Source organism: Serratia sp. ASV30 (assembly GCF_016428815.1).
Lineage (GTDB): Bacteria > Pseudomonadota > Gammaproteobacteria > Enterobacterales > Enterobacteriaceae > Chania > Chania fonticola_C.
Window position 1 is genome coordinate 1 of sequence record NZ_JAELTL010000070.1, and the last position, 22,459, is coordinate 22,459.

Consider the following 22,459-nt stretch of genomic DNA (forward strand, 5'->3'; position numbering starts at 1 on the left):
CCCCCCCCCCCCCCCCCCCCCCCCCCCCCCCCCCCCCCCCCCCCCCCCCTTTTTTAGTTGGCATCGTCGGCAGCGTCAGATGTGTATAAGAGACAGAGTCACTGCAAAACAGGATTATTTCTTCTCGTGTCGTTCGCGCAGGCGGCCAATCACCTTGCTCAAATCCAGCTCCTGATCCTGTAACAGCACCAGCAGGTGGTAAATCAGGTCGGAAGCTTCATTGGTCAGCTCTTCGCGATCGTTCACCGTGGCGGCCAGGGCTGTTTCTACGCCTTCCTCGCCAACTTTCTGTGCGATGCGCTTGGTACCGCTGGCATACAGCTTGGCAGTGTACGAGCTGTCCGGGCTGGCGGTTTTACGCGAAGCCAGCAATTGCTCAAGCTGGTACAGGAAGCCCCAGTCGCTGCTTGCCGGATGGAAGCAACTGTCGTTACCCAAATGGCAGGTTGGGCCAATCGGGTTGGCCAGGATCAGCAGGGTATCGTTATCGCAGTCTGGCGTAATGCTGACCACGTTAAGGAAGTTGCCGGAGCTTTCGCCTTTGGTCCACAGGCGCTGCTTGGTCCTTGAGAAGAACGTCACCTTGCCGGTTTGCTCGGTCACGTCCAGGGCGGCCTGATCCATATAGCCCAGCATTAATACTTCGCCGGAAACGGCATGTTGTACGATTGCCGGCATCAGGTTGTCGGTTTTTGCCCAATCCAGCTTAGCTTTCTGTTGTTCTGTTAACACACGCGTATCTCCACGCCTTTCTCTGCCAGGAACCGTTTCAGTTCGCCGATATTGATGATTTGCTTATGGAATACCGAAGCCGCCAACGCGCCGTCAACGTCGGCATCGCGGAAGGCTTCCAGGAAGTGTTCCATGGTACCGGCACCGCCGGAGGCGATCAGCGGCACCTTGCACACCTCACGTACCCGCTTCAACTGTTCCAGATCGTAACCGTTGCGTACGCCGTCCTGGTTCATCATGTTGAGCACAATCTCCCCAGCGCCACGCTTTTGCACTTCCTGTACCCAATCGAGGGTTTGCCACTCGGTGACTCGGGTGCGGCTTTCATCCCCGGTATATTGGTTGACGTGGTATTTGCCGGTTGCGGCTTCATACCAGGTGTCGATCCCGACCACGATGCACTGTACGCCAAAGCGATCGGCCAGGCGGCTGATCAGCGTTGGGTCGGCCAGCGCAGGGGAGTTGATGGAGATCTTGTCCGCCCCAAAGGAGAGGATCTGGCTGGCGTCTTCGGCACTCTTGATGCCCCCGGCCACGCAGAACGGAATATCGATCACTTCCGCAACCCGTGAAACCCAGCTTTTGTCTACCACCCGTCCATCGCTGGAGGCGGTGATATCGTAAAAGACCAGTTCGTCGGCACCTTCCTGCGCGTAGCGCTGGGCCAGTGGCACGATGTCGCCAATGATTTCGTGGTTACGGAACTGCACGCCCTTGACCACTTGCCCGTCCTTGACGTCCAGACAAGGGATTATCCGTTTTGCCAGCATGCGATAGCCTCCTCAACGCTGAATTTACCGTCCAACAGGGCGCGCCCGACGATCACCCCTTCCACACCACTGCCACGCAGCTGGGCGATATCGTCCAGATTGCCGATGCCGCCAGAAGCCTGGAAGGCGATCTGCGGATAACGTTGGCACACTTCCTGATACAGCCCCACGTTGGAGCCTTTCAGCGTACCGTCGCGTGAGATATCGGTGCACAGCACATGTTTCAGGCCAAACGGCAGATATTGCTCAACCACCTGTTCCAGCGTGGCTTCCGAGTCTTCTTGCCAGCCGCTGATAGCCACGTTCTTACGGCCTGCGGCGTCGATGCGGACGTCCAGCGCCAGCACCATGGCATCGGCACCGTAGCGTTCAAACCAACCCTGTACCATCTCGGGCTGCTTGACTGCGGTGGAGCCGATGACCACGCGCGTGGCTCCGGCTTCCAGCAGTGCCGCAACGTCTTGTTCGTTACGGATACCGCCGCCAACCTGTACCGGCACGCTTACCCCGGCCAGCAGTTTACGCAACAGTGGGATCTGGCGAGCCGCCGGATCTTTGGCCCCGGTCAAATCAACCAGGTGTAAAACTTGCGCCCCTTGCTGCTGATAGTCTTGCAGACGCAGCAGCGGATCGTTGCCGTAGTCGCGCTGTTGGCCGTAATCGCCCTGATGCAGGCGCACTACGTTACCGTCGATCAAATCCAAAGCGGGAATAATCATGCTGCCTACATCTCCAGAAAGTTCTTCAACAGTTGCGCCCCGGCGTTGCCAGATCGCTCTGGATGAAACTGCACGCCAAAGAAGTTGTCTTTTTGTACGGCGGCGGTGAAGGGCTCGCCGTAGTTCGCCTGAGCGATGGTGCTTGAGCATATCGGCATCGCATAACTGTGAACGAAGTAAAAGTAAGCACCATCCTCGATGCCGCGGAACAGATGATCGCCGGCCTGCGCCGTAACCTGGTTCCAGCCCATATGGGGCAAAGGCAGGCCAAAATCGGTCATCTGTGTTACCGGAGTATCGATAATCCCTAGCGTTTTGATACCCCCATTTTCTTCACTGCTGGCTGCCAGCAACTGCATACCCAGGCAGATCCCCAGCACTGGCTGGGTACAGGCCTTGATCAGATCGATCAGGTCGCGCTGTTCCAACTGGTCCATTGCCGCCTGTGCAGTACCCACACCAGGCAGGAACAGTTTGTCGGCTCGCAGCACGATTTCCGGATCGCGGCTCACCTGTGGCTGATAGCCCAGGCGCTGCACCGCATAGTTGACCGAGGCGAGGTTGGCGCAGCCGGTGTCCAGGATCACCACGTTCATCACAGCACTCCTTTCGAGCTGGGCAGCGTATTGCCCTCAACGCGGATCGCCTGGCGCAGCGTGCGGCCAAACACCTTGAACAGGCTTTCGACGCGGTGATGGTCGTTTTTGCCTTTGGTGCGCAGGTGCAGGGTGCAGCCCATGGTGTAAGACAGCGAGCGGAAGAAGTGCTCGATCATCTCGGTGCTGAGATCGCCTACGCGCTGATAGTTGAACTCGGCTTTATATTCCAGGTGTGGGCGGCCAGAGATATCCATTGCGCAACGGGCCAGGCATTCATCCATCGGCAACACGAAGCCGAAACGTGCGATGCCGCGTTTGTCGCCCAAGGCTTTACTCAGTGCTTCACCCAGCGCCAATCCGGTGTCTTCCACCGTGTGGTGATCGTCGATGTACAGATCGCCGTTCACCTGAATATCCATTCTGAAGCCGCCGTGGGTGGCGATCTGATCCAGCATGTGGTCGAAGAAGCCGACGCCGGTCTTGATCTTGCTGCCGCCTTCGCGATCCAGCCAGACCTTAACGTCAATCTGCGTCTCTTTGGTCACGCGGTTGACGTGCGCATAGCGATCGCGTTTGGTCAACTGTTGGGTGATGGCCTGCCAGCCCAGCGCCTGACGCTGGTACAGCAGCCCTTGAATACCCATATTGGCCGCCAGTTGGATATCGGTTTGGCGATCGCCAATCACATAGCTGTTGGCCACGTCGATCACGCCCGGCTCCAGATAGCCTTTGACCATGGCAACCTTCGGTTTACGGCATTCGCAATGGTCTTCCGGCTTGTGCGGGCAGATCAGGATATCGTCGAATTTGACGCCCTGGGAGCTGAGGATCTGCATCATCAGGTTGTGCGGTGGATCGAAGGTTTCCTGCGGGAAGCTGGCGGTGCCGAGGCCGTCCTGATTGGTGATCATCACCAATGCGAAACCGGCTTGCTGCAAGGCCAGCAGGGCAGGGATCACCTCTGGCTCCAGCGCCAGTTTATCCAGGCGGTCGACCTGGAAATCTTCCGGGGGTTCAGCAATCAGCGTGCCGTCACGGTCAATAAAGAGATATTTTTGGCTCACGTTGGCTCCTATGCGCCGGGCAGAGTATTGAGTGCGTCAACGACGCGCTGGCATTCGTTACGGGTGCCGATGGTGATCCGCAGGCAACCGGACAGGCCAGGCTGTTTATTTTGGTCTCGCAAGATAATGCCCTGATCCCATAAGGTTTTAAAGACATGACTTGAGGCGGTAAAGCGAACCAGCAGGTAATTGCTGTCACTGGTGAAGACCTGCTCCACACAGGCGCAGTCTTGTAACGCCTGCTGAAGCCAACTGCGGTTGGCGGCAATCTCGGTGACGCGCTGGCGCATAACGCGGATCCCCTCGGTGCTCAGCGCCTGGGCGGCGATGTCGGCCACCGGGGTCGAGAGCGGATACGGGGCAATCACTTTCAGCAGCAGGGCTATCACGTCCTCATTGGCCAGGGTGAAGCCACAGCGCAGGCCAGCCAGGGCAAAGGCTTTGGACAGTGTGCGCAATACTACCAGGTGCGGGTAATCATTCAGCCAGCTAGCAACCGAGGCCTGTGGGCAGAACTCGATATAAGCTTCATCGATGGCGACGATCGCTTTGCCTTTGGCCAGTTCCAGCAGGTTACGCAGATCGTTGGGATCGAGCAGGTTGCCGGTCGGGTTATTCGGGCTGCAGGCGTAGATCAGTTTGACGTTATCCAGGCTGGCAGCAATTGCAGGTAGATCGAGCTGCCAATCTTCTTTGGCGGCGACCGTGCGGCGCTCTACGTTAAAAGTCTCGGCGCTGACGGCGTACATGCCGTAAGTCGGTGGGCAAAACAGGATGGCGTCTTTACCTGGCTCGCAAAAAGCACGGATCAGCAGTTCGATACCTTCATCTGCGCCACGGCTGACCAACACCTGGTCTTTATTCACCCCGGCGTAGGCGGCGTAGCGCTCAATCACCAGCGCAGGTTGGCATTCCGGGTAGCGGTTAAAGGTCTGGGCGGTCAGTTGAAACTCTGGCGCAACCGGGTATTCGTTGGCATTCAACCAGACGTCACCTTTGCCACCAAGGCGGCGTGCCGACTGATACGGGGTCAGCTCGCGCACGTTTTTGCGTGCTAATTCTTCGATGCTCATGCTTGCTCCTTCAGTGCGGCGACGCGTAGGGTCACGGCGTTTTTGTGGGCGACCAACTGTTCGGCGGCTGCCAGGATCTCAATGGTTGGGGCCAGGGTCATAAAGCCTTGCGGCGTCAGTTCCTGAACCGTCATGCGCTTTTGGAAATCCGCCAGCCCCAGGCTAGAGCAGGTGGCGGTATAACCATAGGTTGGCAGCACGTGGTTAGTACCGGAGGCATAATCACCGGCGGACTCCGGCGACCAGTCACCGAGGAACACCGAACCGGCGCTGGTAATGCTGTCTACCAGATCGCGCGCGCTGCGGGTCTGAATAATCAGGTGCTCTGGGCCGTACTGGTTGCTGATGGCGACACACTCGGCCAAATCCTTCGCCACAATCAGGCGGCTGCTGGCCAGAGCCTGGCGAGCGGTTTCTGCCCGTGGCAGCTGTGCCAACTGTTGCTCAACCGCTACGGCGACCGCTTCGGCCATCGCGGCGTCTGGGGTTAACAGAATGACCTGTGAATCCGGGCCATGTTCGGCCTGAGACAGCAGATCGGAAGCGACAAATGCCGGGGTCGCGCCGCTGTCTGCAATCACCAGCACCTCGGAAGGGCCTGCGGGCATATCGATGGCCGCACCGTCCAACCGTTGGCTGATCTGACGTTTGGCTTCGGTGACAAAGGCGTTGCCCGGCCCGAAGATTTTCGCTACCCGTGGCACCGAATCCGTGCCAAACGCCATGGCGGCAATCGCCTGTGCGCCACCGACCTGGAATACTTCCTGCACGCCACAGAGTTTGGCGGCATACAGGATCTCATCGGCGATCGGCGGTGGGGAACACAGCACCACGCGGCGGCAACCGGCAATGCGTGCCGGGGTAGCCAACATCAATACCGTGGAGAACAGCGGTGCAGAACCACCAGGGATATACAGACCCACCGAATCGATTGGGCGGGTCACCTGCTGGCAACGCACGCCGGGCAGGGTTTCAACGTCTACCGCTGGCAGTTGTTGTGCATTGTGGAAGGTTTCCACGTTGGCGACGGCTACGGCCATCGCCTGTTTGATCTCGTCACCCAGCCGGGCGCAGGCTTGATCAATCTGCTCTGCCGTTACGCGTAATGCCGCGACTTCGGTTTTATCAAACTTGGCGCTGTACTCACGTAGCGCGCTGTCGCCATTGGTTTTCACGTTATCGAGGATCTCGCGCACCGTGCGGGTGATGCTGTCCGAAGCCGAAATGGCCGGGCGCATCAGCAACTCCGCGCGCTGTTCCGCGCTGCAACAGCCCCAATTGACGACGGTATTGAAGTTTGGCATGGCGTTACTCCATCATCTTCTCAATTGGCAGTACCAGAATGGAGCTGGCACCCAGGGCTTTGAGCTTTTCCATGGTTTCCCAGAACAGGGTCTCACTGCTGACCATGTGCATCGCTACGCGGTTCTGAGAGCCTGCCAGCGGCAGAATGGTCGGGCGTTCTGCTCCCGGCAGCAGCGCGACGATTTCGTCCAGGCGTTCGCTTGGCGCGTGCAGCATGATGTATTTGGATTCGCGCGCCTGGATCACGCCTTGGATGCGGGTCATCAGGCGGTCAATCAACTGTTGTTTGGCTTCCGGCATTTCGCCGTCACGCTGGATCAGGCAGGCTTTCGAGCGGTAAATCACTTCCACTTCACGCAGGCCATTGGCTTCCAGGGTGGCACCGGTAGACACCAGGTCACAGATAGCGTCTGCCAAGCCTGCGCGCGGAGCCACTTCCACCGAGCCGTTCAGCAGGCAGGATTTAAAACGAACCCCTTGTTTATCGAGGTATTGCTTGAGCAGGTGCGGGTAAGAGGTTGCGATGCGGGAGTCTTGCAGGCTTTGCGGGCCAGAGTATTCGCTATCCAACGAGGTGGCCAGCGACAGGCGGCAACCCCCAAAATCCAGGCGGCGCAGCGTGAAGTAACGCGGGTCTTCGCCCTGAGCACGGCGGTTGAGCAGTTCCTCTTCCAGCACGTTCTCACCGATGATACCCAGATCCACCACGCCATCCATCACCAGGCCAGGGATATCGTCATCACGTACGCGCAGGATATCGATCGGCATATTCTCGGCGAAGGCAATCAGGCGTTGTTGCTGCAGGTTGATCTTGATGCCGCAGCGGGCCAGCAATTCCTGAGACTCTTCGCTCAGGCGGCCTGATTTCTGCATGGCGATACGTAAACGTGTTTTGTCCAACATGGTAACCTCTGTTTAATCTGTAATTTTATGAATTTGTTATTAAAATTATTTTTCTGTCTGTCCGGAGCCAAAAAAAAACCCTCGGAAGATATCTTCCGAGGGCTCTTTCTTGCGTTTAGTTCGTTCTACGCGCCACTGGAAGATTCGAGAATCGTCTTCCAGCACACATCGCCTGAAAGACTAGTCAGGATGATGGTGATGATGGTGGTTGAACTGAACGCGAGTCATGTCATTTCTCTTTAAAATTGGATCAGCCAGTGCTGAGGTGCTAATTAAGCTAAACTATCCGTTGTATAACTTGCAACCCTTTTTTGTGGTTATGAATTTAATTTATTGAAAGCGGCTGAGTTATTAGCCGTACGCGGCTTTACCCAACCTTAAGGTTAACCGATTGTAACCACCAGCGCGGTGGCGTAGCCTAGAGGAGTATCTCACTATCGCCTGCGGTGTGGCCGGTGGCCTTCCGCAACGGTGAAGTTGGGCTTGTTAGTCGATTCTTAGGGGCATACTGATGAAAAAAGTCGCCATTGTGGGTCTGGGTTGGTTAGGGATGCCGCTGGCTTTATCGTTAATGGGCCACGGGTATGAAGTGGTTGGCAGTAAAACTACGCCGGATGGGGTAGAAGCCGCGCGGATGAGTGGTATCGAATGTTATCGCCTGGAACTGACGCCGGAGCTGATTTGCGAAGCTCACGATCTGGAACAGCTGTTGTACACGGATGCGTTGGTGATCACTCTGCCAGCCAGCCGTACCGTCGAAGGGAGCGCAAGCTACTTTGATGCCGTACGTATGCTGGTAGACAGCGCGATAGCGTTTGGCGTGCCGCATATTATCTTTACCAGCTCCACATCGGTTTACGGTGAAACCACCGGTACCGTTCGGGAAGATTCGCCGCTCAAGCCGGTGACATCGGCTGGCCGAGTGCTGGAAGAGTTGGAGCTTTGGCTGCATCAATTGCCCAACACGTCGGTGGACGTTTTGCGCTTGGCAGGGCTGGTGGGTGGAGATCGTCATCCAGGCCGTTTCCTGGCGGGTAAGGTTGACGTCAAGGGCGGTTCGCACGGGGTCAATCTGGTGCATCAGGATGACGTGATTGCGGCCATTCAACTGCTGCTGAAGCTGCCGAAGGGCGGGCACACCTATAATCTTTGTGCGCCAGGCCACCCGCTCAAACGTGATTTCTACCCGGCGCTGGCCGAGCAACTGCATCTGCAACCTCCGCAGTTTGCGCAAGAAGATGAACAAGAAGGGCGGCTGGTGGACGGTAGCCGTATCTGTAACGAGCTGGGGTTTGAATATCAATACCCAGACCCAAATCGCATGCCGATCGGTTAACCAAATCAAACTGTCCCGCAGCTTGCGGGGCAGTGCTCCTCCAAAAATCTTGCTTATTTTTTTACTCTCTCAGTTTGATTATTAAACATGACTAAATTATAAGGAAATTAATTTTACGCATTGATATTGATAGCAATAATCTAAATCCTTCACATTCCCCCATTTAAGACTCATCATTTATATTTATCATTTGTGTAAAATTCGAGTTAACGGAAGTTTGAGTTTCTCTCCGCTATTTTCAAACTGTTGCGATAAGTATTAACATACGCTCGGTTTTTTCTAAAAGGTACCTATCCTCTCAAGCGTCTAATGGCAGTTTTTACATGAATTTTCTTAATAAAAAAAATACAGCGATCTCACCTATCACCATTTCTGCGCTGTTACCTTGCGCTCTGTGTATGGCGGTAAACGTACAAGCCAGCGATCGGGCAGTGGACCAATCTTCCATGGTGGTCACGGCCAAGCGCAGCGGTCTTTCAGAATTGAGTACTCCGGCTGCGGTTAGCGTGCTTAATGGCGATGAACTTCGTCAGGCCAGGCCGCAGATTAATATCTCCGAAGGGCTGGGCAGTGTGCCGGGGCTGCAAATTCAAAATCGCCAGAATTATGCGCAAGATTTGCAACTGTCAATCCGTGGGTTTGGCTCGCGCTCAATGTACGGCGTACGCGGCGTACGCATTTATGTGGATGGTATTCCTGCCACCATGCCGGATGGCCAAGGGCAAACGTCGAATATCGATCTCAATTCAGTGGATAAGGTGGAGGTTTTGCGCGGGCCGTTTTCCGCACTGTATGGCAACGCTTCCGGTGGCGTCATCAATGTAGAAACCGAAACCGGCCAACAGCCAGACAAGATTGAAGCGGGTATGTATAGCGGCAGTGACGGCACCTGGCGCTACGGCATGAAAGCCAGCGGTGCAACCGGCGATGGTACGCACGCCGGTGATGTGAACTACGCCGTCTCCGCGACCCGTTTTACCACCGAAGGGTTCCGCGACCACAGTGGGGCACGCAAGAACCTGGGTAACGCGCGTTTGGGTGTGCGCACTGATGATGTCAGCACCCTGACGCTGTTATTTAACTCGGTGGATATTAATGCCGACGATCCCGGTGGTTTAACCGAAGCTGAATGGCACGACAATCCGCGCCAGGCCCCAAGAGCAGATCAATACAACACGCGTAAAACCATCTCACAAACCCAGGCCGGGTTGCGCTATGAACGTCAGATGAGCGCCAATGACGATCTGAGCATCATGACTTACGCCGGTGAGCGGGAAACCACGCAGTATCAGTCAATTCCAGTGGCCGTACAGCAGCGTAGTGAACAACATCCCGGCGGAGTGATCTCTCTGGCTCGTCATTACCAGGGCATCGATACTCGCTGGACTCATCGCGGTGAAATCGCCACGCTGCCGTTCAGCCTGACGGGTGGGCTCGACTACGAAACCATGACCGAGCAGCGCAAAGGCTATGAGAATTTCACGGTAGTTAACGGCGTTAACGAATTGGGGACCAAGGGTAATCTACGGCGGGATGAACGCAACCTGATGTGGAATGTGGATCCCTATCTGCAAACTTCCTGGAACCTGACACAACGTTTGACGCTGGATGCCGGAGTGCGCTTCAGCACCGTCAATTTCGACTCCAACGATCGCTATATTACCGGCAGTAATGGCGACGACAGTGGCGATGCCCGCTATCACCAGTGGCTGCCAGTAGGCTCGCTCAACTATGCGTTGACCAAAGCCTGGAACGTGTACGCTTCCGCCGGGCGTGGTTTTGAAACCCCTACCATCAATGAACTCTCTTATCGCCCAGGTGGCGTGGCGGGGCTCAATCTAGATCTAAAACCTGCTACCAGCGATACCGTTGAACTGGGAAGCAAGACCCGTATCGGCAACGGCCTGTTCAGCGCGGCGCTGTTCCAGACCGATACCAAAAACGAAATTGTCGTCGATGAGAGCAGCAATGGCCGCACCAGCTACAAGAACGCGGGGCAAACCCGTCGCCGTGGGGTGGAGTTAGCGCTGGATCAACAGTTCAACTACGACTGGCGTCTGCAAATGGCCTGGACGCTGCTGGATGCCACTTACCGCGATGATGTCTGCGGCGACAGCATCTGTTCTGCCGCAAAACAGGTGCCGAAGGGCAACCGCCTGCCGGGGATTGCCCGCAATATGGGGTACGCCTCGCTGGCCTGGTCGCCGCCTCAGGGTTGGTTCGCCGGTGCTGAACTGCGCTATATGAGCGATATCCAGACCAACGATCAGAATTCACAGCAGGCACCGTCCTACACCGTGGCGGCGCTGAATAGCGGATATCGCTACCCGGTTGGGAACTGGCAATTTACCGTTTTTGGCCGGGTGGACAATCTGTTTGATCGCCAGTACGTCGGCTCGGTGATTGTCAACGAAGGCAATGGCCGCTATTTCGAACCCGCTCCAGGCAGAAACTGGGGTGGGGGCATGAGTGTTGCTTATTCATTTGAGTAGTAAGCAGGAGTACAGCGGGGAACCTAACCCCCGTTGAGTTGTTATCTTGGGATGGTTATTTATGACACCAGTGAGTGCGCCAAAATTTGCGCGTTGCTAGCGGTGGGAGAAAGTGAATATGGCAAAGACAGGCAATAAACGAAGTATAGGGAATTACTTGATGTGGCTGCTGGGGGGGCTGATGGGCGTCATCGGCCTCGCGCTGGCAATCGGCGGCGTTTACCTGGCTTCATTGGGAGGGAGCCTCTATTTTGGGCTGATGGGGGTGGTGATGCTGATCGCTGCGGTACTGGTGATCAAGCTCAAACCTGCAGGTATATGGGTGTATGCGCTGGCCTTTGTGTTCACCCTGATTTGGGCGTTGTGGGATGTTGGCCTGGATTTCTGGCCGTTGTTCTCACGCTTGTTTATGTTCGGCGTGCTGGCCTTCCTGGCCGCGTTGGCCTATCCATGGTTGAAGAAACGTGCCGGTCATCCGGTTCGCGGCTCTGTCAGCTATTCTTTGGCTGGGTTGCTGGCGGTTGCGCTGGTGGCCGGATTTGGTTACACCTTTGTGCCTACGCCGCTGGTGGCGGCCAAGGAAGATATTCCGGTTAAACCGGTGGCTGCCGGTAGTGAGCAGAAAAACTGGGAACATTGGGGGAATACCACCCACGGTGACCGTTTTGCCGCGCTGGATCAGATCAACAAGTCTAACGTCAGCAAGCTGAAGGTGGCGTGGATTGCCCATACCGGCGATATTCCACAAAGCAACGGTTCCGGTGCAGAAGACCAGAATACTCCGCTGCAGATCGGCAATACCCTGTATGTCTGTACCGCTTACGGCAAAGTGCTGTCGTTGGAAGCGGATACTGGCAAAGAGTTGTGGTCCTACGATCCTAAAGCCTCTGCACCTAACTGGCAGCGTTGCCGTGGCCTGGGTTATTACGACAATGCGGCTCAACCAGCCTCATCGCCAGTGGTTGCCGCTAGCGCTTCGGCACCGGCCATGTGCGAACGCCGTCTGTTCCTGCCAACCATCGATGCGCGTTTGATTGCCATTGATGCCGATACCGGCAAACCTTGCGCCGACTTCGGCGATAACGGCACTGTCGATCTGAAAGCGGGCATGGGCGAAGTTAAACCGGGTTATTACCAGCAAACCTCAACCCCATTGGTGGCGGGTAACCTGGTGGTGGTCGGTGGCCGCGTAGCGGATAACTTCTCTACCGGCGAACCTCCTGGTGTGGTACGTGCTTATGATGTGCATACTGGTGAACTTGCCTGGGCATGGGATCCGGGTAACCCGGCCATTACCAAGCTGCCGCCAGTGGGGGAAACCTATACGCGCGGTACGCCGAACGTGTGGTCCGCAATGTCCTACGACGCCAAATTGAATCTGATCTATCTGCCGACCGGTAACGCCACGCCTGACTTCTTTGGCGGCGAGCGCACCGAGCTGGATGATAAATACAGCTCTTCCATTGTGGCTGTTGATGCCACCAGTGGCAAAGTGCGTTGGCATTTCCAAACCACGCATCATGACCTGTGGGATTTTGACCTGCCTTCCCAACCGTTACTGTACGATCTGCCAGACGGCAAGGGTGGCACGACACCCGTGCTGGTGCAAACCAGTAAGCAGGGCATGATCTTTATGCTCAACCGTGAGAACGGTCAGCCAGTGGCGAAAGTGGAAGAACGTGAAGTACCGCAGGGCAATGTGCCTGGCGAACGTTACTCCAAAACCCAGCCGTTCTCGGTGGGAATGCCGAATATTGGCAACGAGACGCTGACCGAGTCCGACATGTGGGGCGCAACGCCGCTCGATCAACTGCTGTGCCGCATCGAGTTCAAAGGGATGCGTCACCAGGGCGTCTATACACCGCCGGGTATCGACCGTGCTTTACAATATCCTGGCTCGTTGGGCGGGATGAACTGGGGTAGCGTCTCGGTGGATCCGAACAATGCCATCATGTTTGTTAACGATATGCGTTTGGGGCTGGCCAACTCGATGGTGCCACGCAGCAAGGTGCCGACCGGCGCCAGTGGAATCGAAATGGGTCTGGTTCCGATGGACGGTACGCCGTTCGGTGCGATCCGTGAACGCTTCCTCTCCCCACTGGGCATTCCATGCCAGAAGCCACCGTTCGGCACCATGTCAGCGGTAGACCTGAAGTCTGGCAAACTGGTGTGGCAGGTTCCGGTAGGTACGGTGCAGGATACGGGGCCGCTGGGCATTAAAATGCGTATGCCGATGGAAGTGGGCATGCCAACGCTGGGTGCTAGCTTGTCTACTCAATCCGGTCTGCTGTTCTTTGCTGGTACTCAGGATTTCTACCTGCGTGCCTTCGATACGGCAACCGGGAAAGAGATCTGGAAAGAGCGTCTGCCAGTGGGCAGCCAGTCCGGCCCAATGACCTTTGTATCGCCGAAGAACGGCAAGCAATACATTATCATCAGCGCTGGTGGTGCTCGTCAGGCCGCTGAGCGGGGTGACTATGTCATTGCTTATGCTCTGCCAGACGAAAAGTAACTAGCTGGTAGTTCACCAATAAATAAAGGGGTTAGCACTGCTGCTAACCCCTTTATTGTTTTTCGCGGTGGTCGAAGTCAGACCTTGGAACCCCAGAGATCGTACTCGTCGGCGTTCTCAATCTTCACTTTGACGATGTCACCGACTTTGACATTGGCTTCACCGTTGAGGTAAACCGCGCCGTCGATTTCCGGTGCGTCCGCCATGCTGCGGCCAATGGCACCTTCCTCATCCACTTCGTCGATCAGCACCAGCACTTCGCGGCCAATCTTGTCTTGCAAGCGTTGGGCGGAGATTTGCTGCTGCAACTGCATAAAGCGATGGAAGCGCTCTTCCTTCACTTCTTCTGGCACCGGGTCGGCCAGTTCATTAGCAGCAGCACCTTCTACCGGGCTGAACTTGAAGCAGCCAACGCGATCCAGTTTGGCTTCGGCCAGGAAGTCGAGCAGCATCTGGAAGTCTTCTTCGGTTTCCCCAGGGAAGCCAACGATAAAGGTGGAGCGCAGCGTCAGTTCCGGGCAGATTTCGCGCCAGCGCTTGATGCGCTCCAGCGTGCGTTCAACCGCGCCAGGGCGTTTCATCAGCTTGAGGATTTTCGGGCTGGCGTGCTGCAGTGGAATATCCAGATAAGGCAGGATCTTGCCTTCTGCCATCAGCGGGATCACCTCATCCACGTGCGGGTAAGGGTAAACATAGTGCAGACGCACCCAGGCACCCAGGCTGGAAAGCTGTTCACACAGGCTGACCATGCTGGTTTTTACCGGCTGGCCGTTCCAGAAACCGGTGCGATGTTTGACATCAACGCCGTAGGCCGAGGTGTCTTGTGAGATCACCAGCAGCTCTTTCACCCCAGATTCCACCAGGCGTTTGGCTTCATCCAGTACGGAACCGATCGGGCGGCTGTCCAGATCGCCACGCATCGATGGGATGATGCAGAAGGTGCAGCGATGGTTGCAGCCTTCGGAAATCTTCAGGTAGGCGTAGTGCTTTGGCGTCAGCTTCACGCCCTGCGCCGGGGTCAGACTGGTAAAGGGGTTATGTTCCGGTTTCGGCACATATTGGTGAACGTGGGACAAAACCTGTTCGTAGCTGTGCGGCCCGGTAATTTCCAGGACCTTCGGATGCACCTCACGGATTTGGTTTTCCTTGGCACCGAGGCAGCCGGTCACAATCACCTTGCCATTCTCGTTCAAGGCTTCACCGATTGCTTCCAGCGACTCTTGAACGGCGCTGTCGATAAAGCCGCAGGTGTTCACGATCACCAGCTCGGCATCATCATAGCGGGGCACTACCTGGTAACCTTCGTTACGCAGTTCAGTCAGGATCCGTTCAGAATCAACCAGGTTTTTCGGGCAACCTAGTGAGACAAAGCCGACACGGGGGGCTTTTGGGGTCATAGTTTGTGACATAGCTCAATCCAAAATAGAAACGGGCGGATTTTACACTTGGGCAACGGGAAATTACACCGTTATATGTTGGCGGCGTAAACAAAAATGGCCCAGATTGATGACAAAGCCAGACGGGCGCATGCAGCGCCCTACGTAACGTAGCCAGCAGCAGTCTTGGCCCTGGCAGTATAGGCCGTTTTGCTGGCGATCTATAACCAGCCGGAACGCTTGAGTTTTTGGTACAGGAAGAAGCAACCGGCGACGGTGACGCCCAGAGTGGTGTGGTAAGCCCAGGGGAACTTCAATTCGGGCATATCGGCGAAGTTCATGCCGTACAGGCTGAAGATCACCGTTGGAATGGCCAGGATCGCCCCCCAGCCAGCCAATCGCTTAACCACTTCGTTTTGTTTGACGGTCACCAATGCCAGATTGACGTGCATGGCGTTGGTCAGCATTTCACGCATATCGTCTAGCGTGCTGGCGACCTGCCGAGTATGGTCCTGTACGTCGCGAACGTAGGCCCGCAGCTCTTTGGGGATCACATCCTCGTGCAGATGAATAAGTTGGTTGCAGATCTCATCCATCGGCAGGGCAGCATTACGCAGGCCGAGCAGGTGTCGGCGTAGGCTGTAGACGTTTTCGATGGCGGTTTCGTCAAACTCCGATCTGAACATGTTGGACTCGATGTCTTCGATCATCGTTTCAAACTTGCCGACGATATGGCGATAGTTGTCGACGATAAAATCCAATACCGAATACAGCGCGAAACCAGGCCCGTAGCACAGCTGCTTGGGGTTTTCCTCTGCCTTGGCGCGGATAGGGGCATAGCTGGAAGAGGCACCGTGGCGCACGCTGATCAGGAAGTTTTTACCAACGAAAAAGTGGGTCTCACCGTATTCGACTTCTTCTTTCATCCACTGTGCGGTTTTCACCACGATGAACAGCGAGTCACCGTAGGTTTCTATTTTTGGCCGCTGGTGGGCGCAAAGGGCGTCTTCGATCGCCAGATCGTGCAGACCGAACTCCTCCTGGATCTTGCGCATGAACGCATCTTCCGGTTGCCACAAGCCCAGCCAGATAAAGGTATCCGGCTCCTTGACCACTTCGCTGATATCCTCAATCGTCACGTCGGTCAGCCGTTTACCGGCCTTGTACGCCACGCAGTTGATGACCATTGCCTGGGTTTCCATCGCGTTACCTGTCAGTCTGTGAGGGTTTTGGTGAAGAAATAGCGTTCATGCTCTACCGGATAATCGTGTAGTGTCATCTGAAGCTGATAGCCCTGTTTTTCGTAGAATGGCCGAGCCTGGAAACTGAAAGTATCCACCCGAGCATAGCGGCACCCTGCGGCAATCGCCTGCTGTTCGGCCGTCTGGATTATCTTCCTGCCGACCCCTTCGCCCCGCAATGTATCGGAAACCCATAGCAGCTCAATGCTCAGCCAGCGGCCTACGGTGCTGCCGGTTAACCCGGCGAGTTTATTACCCTGATCATCCAGGACAAAAACCCCGATGTTTTTGTTCAGGATATCGCCGACAAATTGGTAGTTAAAAGTCTTCAAATGATTGCGAATCTCTTCGGTATCTTCTGGCTGTAGAGCATCTGTTACGGTGATTTTCATGGTGCCTCCTGGATGGTTCAACTAACTTAAGCACAGCACAGGGAAAATGCAACATATTGAAATTTAGGTGAGTTTGAGATCGGCGGCGGTAAGCACCTGGTCAGAATTCATTAAGAAAATGCGTTTTACCCTATCATCACTCAGGGGATGTGGGTCTGCATAAACTGAGTGATATCCTTTGGGGAAGCTTGCAACGGTAATTTCCTGCAGGATCCGCTGCTCTACCTGGCTAACGCCGCCTTCCAACATTTCCATCGCATGGATCACGATGTCATGACGAAAATGGCGGCGTTTAAGCTGGTTGATAAACCCAGGAAAGAACTGCGGTACCAGATTGTGCAGGCAGTATTCGGCAATAAAAAACTGGCCGATCAGCAGCCGTTGAGTGCTGAAAGGCCCGACTCTAGCGGCGCTCTTCTGGGTATCAAGGCTTTTCAATGTCAGATGGTTACGGCGTACCTGTAAATAAAACAATGACATACTGCTTCGTACCTCCGTTGTACGAAGTGCCCCGTTAGGGGCACTATGGCAATCAAGTGAGTGGGATCATTACTGAGTGTTGGTAAGCAGGGCGTGCGCACAACCGTTGATACCAGCGCTCCATATGCGGGCTGGGCTGGCGTTCGATCGGCATGGAAAACCAGGCGTAAACAAAGCTGCCGAGCGGAATATCGCCGATGCCGAACTCTTGGCCTGAGAGATAGGGCTGCTCAGCCAATGTGCGTTCGATGATAGCAAAGTGTTGCTCCAGTTCAGCAATGGCGGCCTTAATCTGAGCCATATCGCGCTTTTCGGGCGGAGTGCGAACCATACCCCAGAACACGGTGCGGAAGGGGGCGGCAATGGTTGAGGTATTCCAGTCCATCCATTTTTCTGCCGCAGCGCGAGCCTGGAGATCCTGCGGGTAAAATGGCGTCTGGCCGAACTTGGCCGCCAGATAACGCACGATGGTATTGGATTCCCACAGCACGAAATCCCCATCCTGCAACAGCGGCACAAGGCCGTTGGGGTTAAGCGATCGGTAAGGTTCTTCGTTAACCTTGCCGAAGGCACCACCGGCGTTGATATGGGTGTAATTCAGCCCTAACTCTGCGGCACACCAGCGCACTTTTTTGACGTTGTTGGAATTTTCACGGCCCCAAATGGTCAGCACAAAGCACCTCTTCATCGACAGATAAAAGTAACCCTCATACCTACGCTACAAAGCCGTTTTTGTCACCTTGAAATCAGCGTTCCCAGTGGCAGACCTCCCAATCGTGCCGATCTGCCAGCGCACGCAGATCGCTATTGGGATTGATGACGGTAGCGCTGTCGACGTACTCCAGCATGGCTTTATCGTTAATGGAGTCGCTGTAGCCGTGGCTATGGGCAAATTGCAGCTCAGGGTGTTGCTGCAACCATTGTTGCAGGCGGATGACCTTACCCTGCTGATAGGTCATGGTGCCGTAGGTATTGCCAGTAAAACGGCCATCTGCCACTTCGACACCGATCGCCAGCGCGCCATCGGCTCCCAGTTGCTCGGCAATGGGGGTAACCAGGTGTTCGCCGGTAGCAGAAATCACCAGAATGCAGTCGCCGCGTTCGCGATGCCATTGCATGCGTTCGCGTGCCGCGGGGTAGACGCGGGGCAGGATATCCCGGCGAATATAGCGCTGCACCCAACCGGCGACGGTCTGGGTACTCAGGCCCACCAGCGGAACCAGCGTTGCCTGCATATAATCTTCCATCGACAGCTGGCCCTGATAATAGGATTGCATCAACAGTTGCTCTTGGCGTTCCAACTCTGCCGGGGCGAACCCTTCGGCCACCAGCCAGCGAACCCACAGGCTGGCGCTGTCATCATCAATCAGGGTTTCATCCAGGTCGAACAGGGCTAAATCCATCAATATTTCTCCGGCAAGGAATGCTGCGGGCTACAGGATAACGGATACGCGCGGCTGCGAGCCAGTTGCCGCGGTGAAATGCGCAGAGCATAAGTAACTTTGATGACAGTGCGGCGACGGTTTGTTGAAAGTTTGCATAACCTGGCACATAGCCTGATTTCCAACCAATTTCTCTGCGGTAACGTACAGTTATGTAAAAATGCAGAAAAATCAGCCTAAACCCTGCAAAAATAAGAGCAATCTAATAAACTCACAGCGAGGGCACTTTTGGTGCCGCGTTGGCCCAAATGGGAGCCGCTGGGTATTTCGCGGTTGGCAGCGCGGCCTCGTGCCACTCTCGCTGGTTGGCTGAAAACGTGAACATGTTTGAAAGTTAACGCTATTTCAATGGTTTGAATGGACACTCTGGCGACGTCATGATGAAAAATAACCGTTCCACTCCTCTTGGTAAATTGGCCCTCAGCGTAGGTGTCATGTTGTTGGTTGTGCCTACCGTACAGGCAGCAGAGGCTCCGGCCGCACCACAGGTCGATGCGAAAGCCTATGTCTTGATGGATTACAACAGCGGCAAGATCCTGGCAGAAGGTAATGCGGATACCCGCCTGGATCCCGCGAGCCTGACTAAAATCATGTCCAGCTACGTGATTGGTCAGGCAATGAAAGCCGGTAAAATCAAACCGGACGATCTGGTCACCGTGGGCAAAGATGCCTGGGCAACCGGCAACCCGGTGCTTCGTGGTTCTTCTTTGATGTTTATCAAACCTGGCGACCAGGTACCGGTATCGGAACTCAATAAAGGCATCGTCATCCAGTCAGGTAACGACGCCAGCATCGCCTTGGCGGACTTCGTGGCGGGTAGCCAGGATTCGTTCGTTGGCTTGATGAACAATTATGGCAAGTCCCTCGGCCTGCAAAATACCCACTTCCTGACCGTGCATGGTCTGGATGCCGAAGGGCAGTACAGCACCGCACGCGATATGGCGTTGCTGAGCCAGGCGCTGATCCGCGACGTGCCGGATGAGTACGCGTTGCATAAAGAAAAAGAGTTCACCTTCAACAAGATCCGCCAGATAAACCGTAACCGCCTGCTGTGGAGCACCAACCTGAATGTGGATGGTATCAAAACCGGTTACACCGGCGGGGCCGGGCATAACCTGGTCGCCTCGGCCACCGATGGCCCAATGCGCCTGATTTCTGTGGTGCTAGGGGCTCCGAGTGACCGTGTGCGCTTTAGCGAAAGCGAGAAGTTGCTGACCTGGGGCTTCCGTTTCTATGAAACCGCAACGCCAATCAAGGCCGATAAAGCCTTTGTGACGCAGAAAGTGTGGTTTGGTGACGTGGGCGAGGTGCTGCTGGGCGTGGCGAAGGATGCCGCCGTCACTATTCCCAAGGGGCAGATGAAAAACCTGAAGGCCAGCTACAAGCTTAATCAACCGACGCTGGAAGCGCCGCTGGCGAAAAATCAGGTGGTAGGTACCATCGATTTCCAACTGGATGGCAAAACTATCGAACAGCACCCGCTGGTGGTGATGCAGGAAGTGAAGGAAGGGAACTTCTTTAGCCGCATGTGGGACTTTGTGATGATGAAGTTGACCCAGTGGTTCGGCGGTATTTTCGGCTAATCTTTGTTTGATAAGGGGCCAACAGTGGCCCCTTCTGCCAGATCAATTACACGCCACTACCTTGATGGCTAATCCGCCCTGAGAGGTCTCGCGGTATTTGGAGTTCATGTCCTTGCCGGTTTCGTACATGGTTTCGATCACCTTATCCAGGCAAACGCGCGGCTCGCTGGTGCGACGCAGTGCCATACGTGCGGCGTTGACCGCCTTCACGGCAGAAATCGCGTTACGTTCGATACAAGGCACCTGAACCTGTCCGGCCAGTGGATCGCAGGTCAGCCCAAGATGGTGCTCCATGGCAATCTCTGCGGCGATACAAACCTGTGCCGGGCTGCCGCCCATCAGCTCCGCCAGACCAGCTGCCGCCATTGAGCAGGCAACGCCGACTTCCCCTTGGCAGCCCACTTCAGCGCCGGAGATTGAAGCATTCATCTTGTACAGCGTGCCGATCACACCGGCAGTCAGGAAGTAACGGCTGTAGGAGTTGGTGTTCACCGGGCGAATAAACTGGTCGTAATACGCCAGCACCGCTGGAATGATACCGCAGGCACCGTTGGTGGGGGCCGTTACCACTCGGCCACCCGCTGCGTTCTCTTCGTTGACCGCGAACGCGAACATATTGATCCAATCAACTACGTTCATCGGGTCGATATTGTTCTTGTCACCGGTTACCAGAATGCGGCGTAGGGCGGCGGCACGGCGCTGTACCTTCATCGGGCCGGGGAGCAACCCTTCGGTATTCATACCGCGTTCGATACCGGCACGCATCACCTGCCAGACGTCGGCAAAGTGCGCTTCGATCTCTGCTTTGCTGCGCAATGCCAGCTCGTTCTGCATCACCAAACCGGAAAGTGAAAGCCCGGTATCTTTGCAGTGCTGCTGCAAATCCAGCGCGGAACGATAAGGGTAGGGGACCGCAACGCTATTGTTGGCCGATTGGCCGAAGTTTTCTTCATCAACGATAAATCCGCCGCCGATGGAGTAATAGGTTTTGCTGTGAAGTAACCGATCGCCAGCATAGGCGCTGATCGACATGCCGTTTTCGTGCAGCGGCAGGTTAGTGCTGTGGAAGTTCATGCCACCAAGCTGTGGAAAATCGACCTCGTGCACCCCCTTTGCCAACAACAGGCGGCCACGCTGCTCTACATCACGAATAAAGCCGGCGATGCTGTCGATGTCCACGTCATGGGGCAGATTGCCCGCCAGGCCCATAATAATCGCGATGTCGGTATGGTGCCCTTTACCCGTCAGTGACAGTGAACCGTAGACGTCAACCGCCACCCGCGTTGTATCGTGGAGTTGCCCGGCGGCCTGCAAATCATCAATAAACTGTTTACCGGCTTTCATCGGGCCGACGGTGTGGGAACTGGAAGGGCCGATGCCAATTTTGAAAATATCGAAAACGCTGACCATAGTCTCGCTTCCTTCTTGAAGTTAATTCCCTCAGCCTGCCGTTTAGGGGGCATATGGGTCATGCTTGAGTTCGCGGCGGGGCAGGAGGGGGAGATTCGAGATAACCGGTGCCATAAGGCACCGGCTGAGCGCTATTAACCGAACAGGGTGTACAGGATGGCAGAGATGGCAATCAGGCCCATCACGACCACAAATACGTTGCTGATGTGGCCGCTGTACTTGCGCATGGCAGGCACTTTACGGATCGCATACATCGGCATCAGGAACAGCAGCATCGCGATGATTGGGCCGCCCAGGTTCTCGATCATACCCAGAATGCTTGGGTTCAGTGTGGCAACGATCCAGGTGGTCACCAGCATGAAGATGGCAGTGATGCGGTTAAGCTTGTGGGTGGTGATGGTTTTGCCACGGCTTCTCATCGATTTGGCAATCATGCCGTTAAAGCCTTCACGAGCACCGAGGTAGTGGCCCAGGAAGGATTTGGTGATGGCGATAAAGGCGATGACTGGTGCGATGTACTCGATCACCGGGTTGTTAAAGTGGTTAGCCAGGTAAGACAGGATGGAGATGTTTTGCGCTTTGGCTTCGGCCAGATCCGCCGGGGACAGGCTCAGCACGCAGCTGAAAACAAAGAACATCACGGTCAGCACCATCATGATGTGTGCGTAGCCCAGGATGCGGGAACATTTCTTCTCAGCGTCCACGCCGTACTCTTCGCGTTTTGCGACTGCAAAGGCGGAGATGATCGGTGAGTGGTTGAACGAGAACACCATAACCGGGATTGCCAGCCACAGGGTGATCACCAGGCCGTGGCCCAGGCTGCCGCCAGAACCGGCCAGTGAGACGTTTTCGAAGATGGCACTGCTCCAGTTAGGGATCAGGTATAGCGCCAGCAGCATCAGCACCGCAACAAACGGGAATACCAGGATACTCACTGTCTCTTATACACATCTGACGCTGCCGACGATGCCAACTAAAAAGGGGGGGGGGGGGGGGGGGGGGGGGGGGGGGGGGGGGGGGGGGGGGGGGG

20 protein-coding genes, 1 pseudogene and 1 other annotated feature are annotated in these 22,459 nt (G+C 55.7%); of the genes and pseudogenes, 4 read left to right on the plus strand and 17 right to left on the minus strand.

What is annotated here, in order from left to right; all coding sequences use genetic code 11:
* Positions 1–114: 114 nt before the first annotated feature.
* The 9 genes from hisIE to hisL form a co-directional block, all read right to left on the minus strand.
* Positions 115–732, minus strand: a complete 618-nt coding sequence (hisIE, locus tag JHD74_RS22465; protein ID WP_021805010.1) for a bifunctional phosphoribosyl-AMP cyclohydrolase/phosphoribosyl-ATP diphosphatase HisIE — start codon at positions 730–732, stop codon at positions 115–117.
* The gene (gene hisF / locus JHD74_RS22470; RefSeq protein WP_021179972.1) at positions 726–1,502 is read right to left on the minus strand and encodes an imidazole glycerol phosphate synthase subunit HisF; all 777 of its coding nucleotides are present in this window, start codon (positions 1,500–1,502) and stop codon (positions 726–728) included. Before hisF ends, hisIE begins: the two co-directional genes overlap by 7 nt.
* Positions 1,484–2,221 (minus strand): 1-(5-phosphoribosyl)-5-[(5-phosphoribosylamino)methylideneamino]imidazole-4-carboxamide isomerase, encoded by a 738-nt coding sequence (gene hisA, locus JHD74_RS22475; protein ID WP_021179971.1) that lies wholly within the window; start codon positions 2,219–2,221, stop codon positions 1,484–1,486. The genes hisF and hisA overlap by 19 nt, the downstream gene beginning before the upstream one ends.
* Before the next feature lie 5 nt (positions 2,222–2,226).
* Positions 2,227–2,817, minus strand: a complete 591-nt coding sequence (hisH, locus tag JHD74_RS22480) for an imidazole glycerol phosphate synthase subunit HisH (protein WP_021179970.1) — start codon at positions 2,815–2,817, stop codon at positions 2,227–2,229.
* Entirely contained in the window at positions 2,817–3,884 is a 1,068-nt protein-coding gene (gene hisB, locus JHD74_RS22485; protein ID WP_199063532.1) for a bifunctional histidinol-phosphatase/imidazoleglycerol-phosphate dehydratase HisB, read from the minus strand. The genes hisH and hisB overlap by 1 nt, the downstream gene beginning before the upstream one ends.
* A gap of 8 nt (positions 3,885–3,892) precedes the next feature.
* Positions 3,893–4,957, minus strand: coding sequence for a histidinol-phosphate transaminase (hisC, locus tag JHD74_RS22490; protein ID WP_199063533.1), 1,065 nt, complete (start codon positions 4,955–4,957; stop codon positions 3,893–3,895).
* The gene (gene hisD / locus JHD74_RS22495) at positions 4,954–6,261 is read right to left on the minus strand and encodes a histidinol dehydrogenase (protein WP_199063534.1); all 1,308 of its coding nucleotides are present in this window, start codon (positions 6,259–6,261) and stop codon (positions 4,954–4,956) included. The genes hisC and hisD overlap by 4 nt, the downstream gene beginning before the upstream one ends.
* Positions 6,262–6,265: 4 nt before the next feature.
* Positions 6,266–7,165: an ATP phosphoribosyltransferase gene (hisG, locus tag JHD74_RS22500; protein WP_021179966.1), complete on the minus strand. Its 900-nt coding sequence runs from the start codon at positions 7,163–7,165 to the stop codon at positions 6,266–6,268.
* A gap of 69 nt (positions 7,166–7,234) precedes the next feature.
* Positions 7,235–7,370 (minus strand) — a sequence feature (His leader region).
* Positions 7,346–7,393: a his operon leader peptide gene (hisL, locus tag JHD74_RS22505; protein ID WP_100396937.1), complete on the minus strand. Its 48-nt coding sequence runs from the start codon at positions 7,391–7,393 to the stop codon at positions 7,346–7,348. It overlaps the preceding feature by 25 nt.
* Before the next feature lie 283 nt (positions 7,394–7,676).
* On the opposite strand from hisL, the gene JHD74_RS22510 reads away from it, so the two are divergent.
* From JHD74_RS22510 to JHD74_RS22520, 3 genes are all read left to right on the plus strand, one after another.
* Positions 7,677–8,501, plus strand: coding sequence for an SDR family oxidoreductase (locus JHD74_RS22510; protein ID WP_024528609.1), 825 nt, complete (start codon positions 7,677–7,679; stop codon positions 8,499–8,501).
* A 398-nt stretch (positions 8,502–8,899) separates the two neighbouring features.
* Positions 8,900–10,993, plus strand: coding sequence for a TonB-dependent receptor PqqU (gene pqqU, locus JHD74_RS22515; protein ID WP_370592695.1), 2,094 nt, complete (start codon positions 8,900–8,902; stop codon positions 10,991–10,993).
* 118 nt (positions 10,994–11,111) lie between these two features.
* The gene (locus JHD74_RS22520) at positions 11,112–13,505 is read left to right on the plus strand and encodes a glucose/quinate/shikimate family membrane-bound PQQ-dependent dehydrogenase (RefSeq protein WP_199063536.1); all 2,394 of its coding nucleotides are present in this window, start codon (positions 11,112–11,114) and stop codon (positions 13,503–13,505) included.
* A gap of 77 nt (positions 13,506–13,582) precedes the next feature.
* On the opposite strand, the gene rimO is transcribed toward JHD74_RS22520, so the two are convergent.
* The 6 genes from rimO to JHD74_RS22550 all read right to left on the minus strand — a co-directional run bounded on the left by rimO (position 13,583) and on the right by JHD74_RS22550 (position 18,397).
* Positions 13,583–14,914, minus strand: coding sequence for a 30S ribosomal protein S12 methylthiotransferase RimO (rimO, locus tag JHD74_RS22525; protein WP_024528612.1), 1,332 nt, complete (start codon positions 14,912–14,914; stop codon positions 13,583–13,585).
* Between the two features lie 188 nt (positions 14,915–15,102).
* Complete coding sequence (locus JHD74_RS22530) at positions 15,103–16,083, minus strand: magnesium and cobalt transport protein CorA (RefSeq protein WP_024528613.1); 981 nt, start codon at positions 16,081–16,083, stop codon at positions 15,103–15,105.
* Positions 16,084–16,094: 11 nt separating this feature from the next.
* A complete protein-coding gene (locus JHD74_RS22535) occupies positions 16,095–16,514 on the minus strand; it encodes a GNAT family N-acetyltransferase (RefSeq protein ID WP_024528614.1) in 420 nt (139 codons plus the stop codon).
* Positions 16,515–16,577: 63 nt separating this feature from the next.
* A complete protein-coding gene (locus JHD74_RS22540; protein ID WP_074028892.1) occupies positions 16,578–16,994 on the minus strand; it encodes a YjaA family stress response protein in 417 nt (138 codons plus the stop codon).
* 52 nt (positions 16,995–17,046) lie between these two features.
* Positions 17,047–17,667: a glutathione S-transferase family protein gene (locus JHD74_RS22545; protein ID WP_199063537.1), complete on the minus strand. Its 621-nt coding sequence runs from the start codon at positions 17,665–17,667 to the stop codon at positions 17,047–17,049.
* Positions 17,668–17,740: 73 nt separating this feature from the next.
* Positions 17,741–18,397 (minus strand): HAD family phosphatase, encoded by a 657-nt coding sequence (locus tag JHD74_RS22550; protein WP_199063538.1) that lies wholly within the window; start codon positions 18,395–18,397, stop codon positions 17,741–17,743.
* A 416-nt stretch (positions 18,398–18,813) separates the two neighbouring features.
* Here JHD74_RS22550 and JHD74_RS22555 point away from each other — a divergent pair, with 416 nt between their 5' ends.
* Positions 18,814–20,019, plus strand: coding sequence for a serine hydrolase (locus tag JHD74_RS22555; RefSeq protein ID WP_199063539.1), 1,206 nt, complete (start codon positions 18,814–18,816; stop codon positions 20,017–20,019).
* Positions 20,020–20,061: 42 nt separating this feature from the next.
* Here the strand turns inward: JHD74_RS22555 and JHD74_RS22560 are convergent, their stop codons facing one another.
* Together JHD74_RS22560 and JHD74_RS22565 are read right to left on the minus strand one after the other, a co-directional pair.
* Positions 20,062–21,429 carry an L-serine ammonia-lyase gene (locus JHD74_RS22560; protein ID WP_024528619.1) on the minus strand — a complete coding sequence of 456 codons (1,368 nt, stop codon included), beginning with the start codon at positions 21,427–21,429 and terminating at the stop codon, positions 20,062–20,064.
* 134 nt (positions 21,430–21,563) lie between these two features.
* Positions 21,564–22,370 (minus strand): annotated as a pseudogene (locus JHD74_RS22565) (HAAAP family serine/threonine permease); the annotation flags it as partial.
* Between the last annotated feature and the right edge of the window lie 89 nt (positions 22,371–22,459).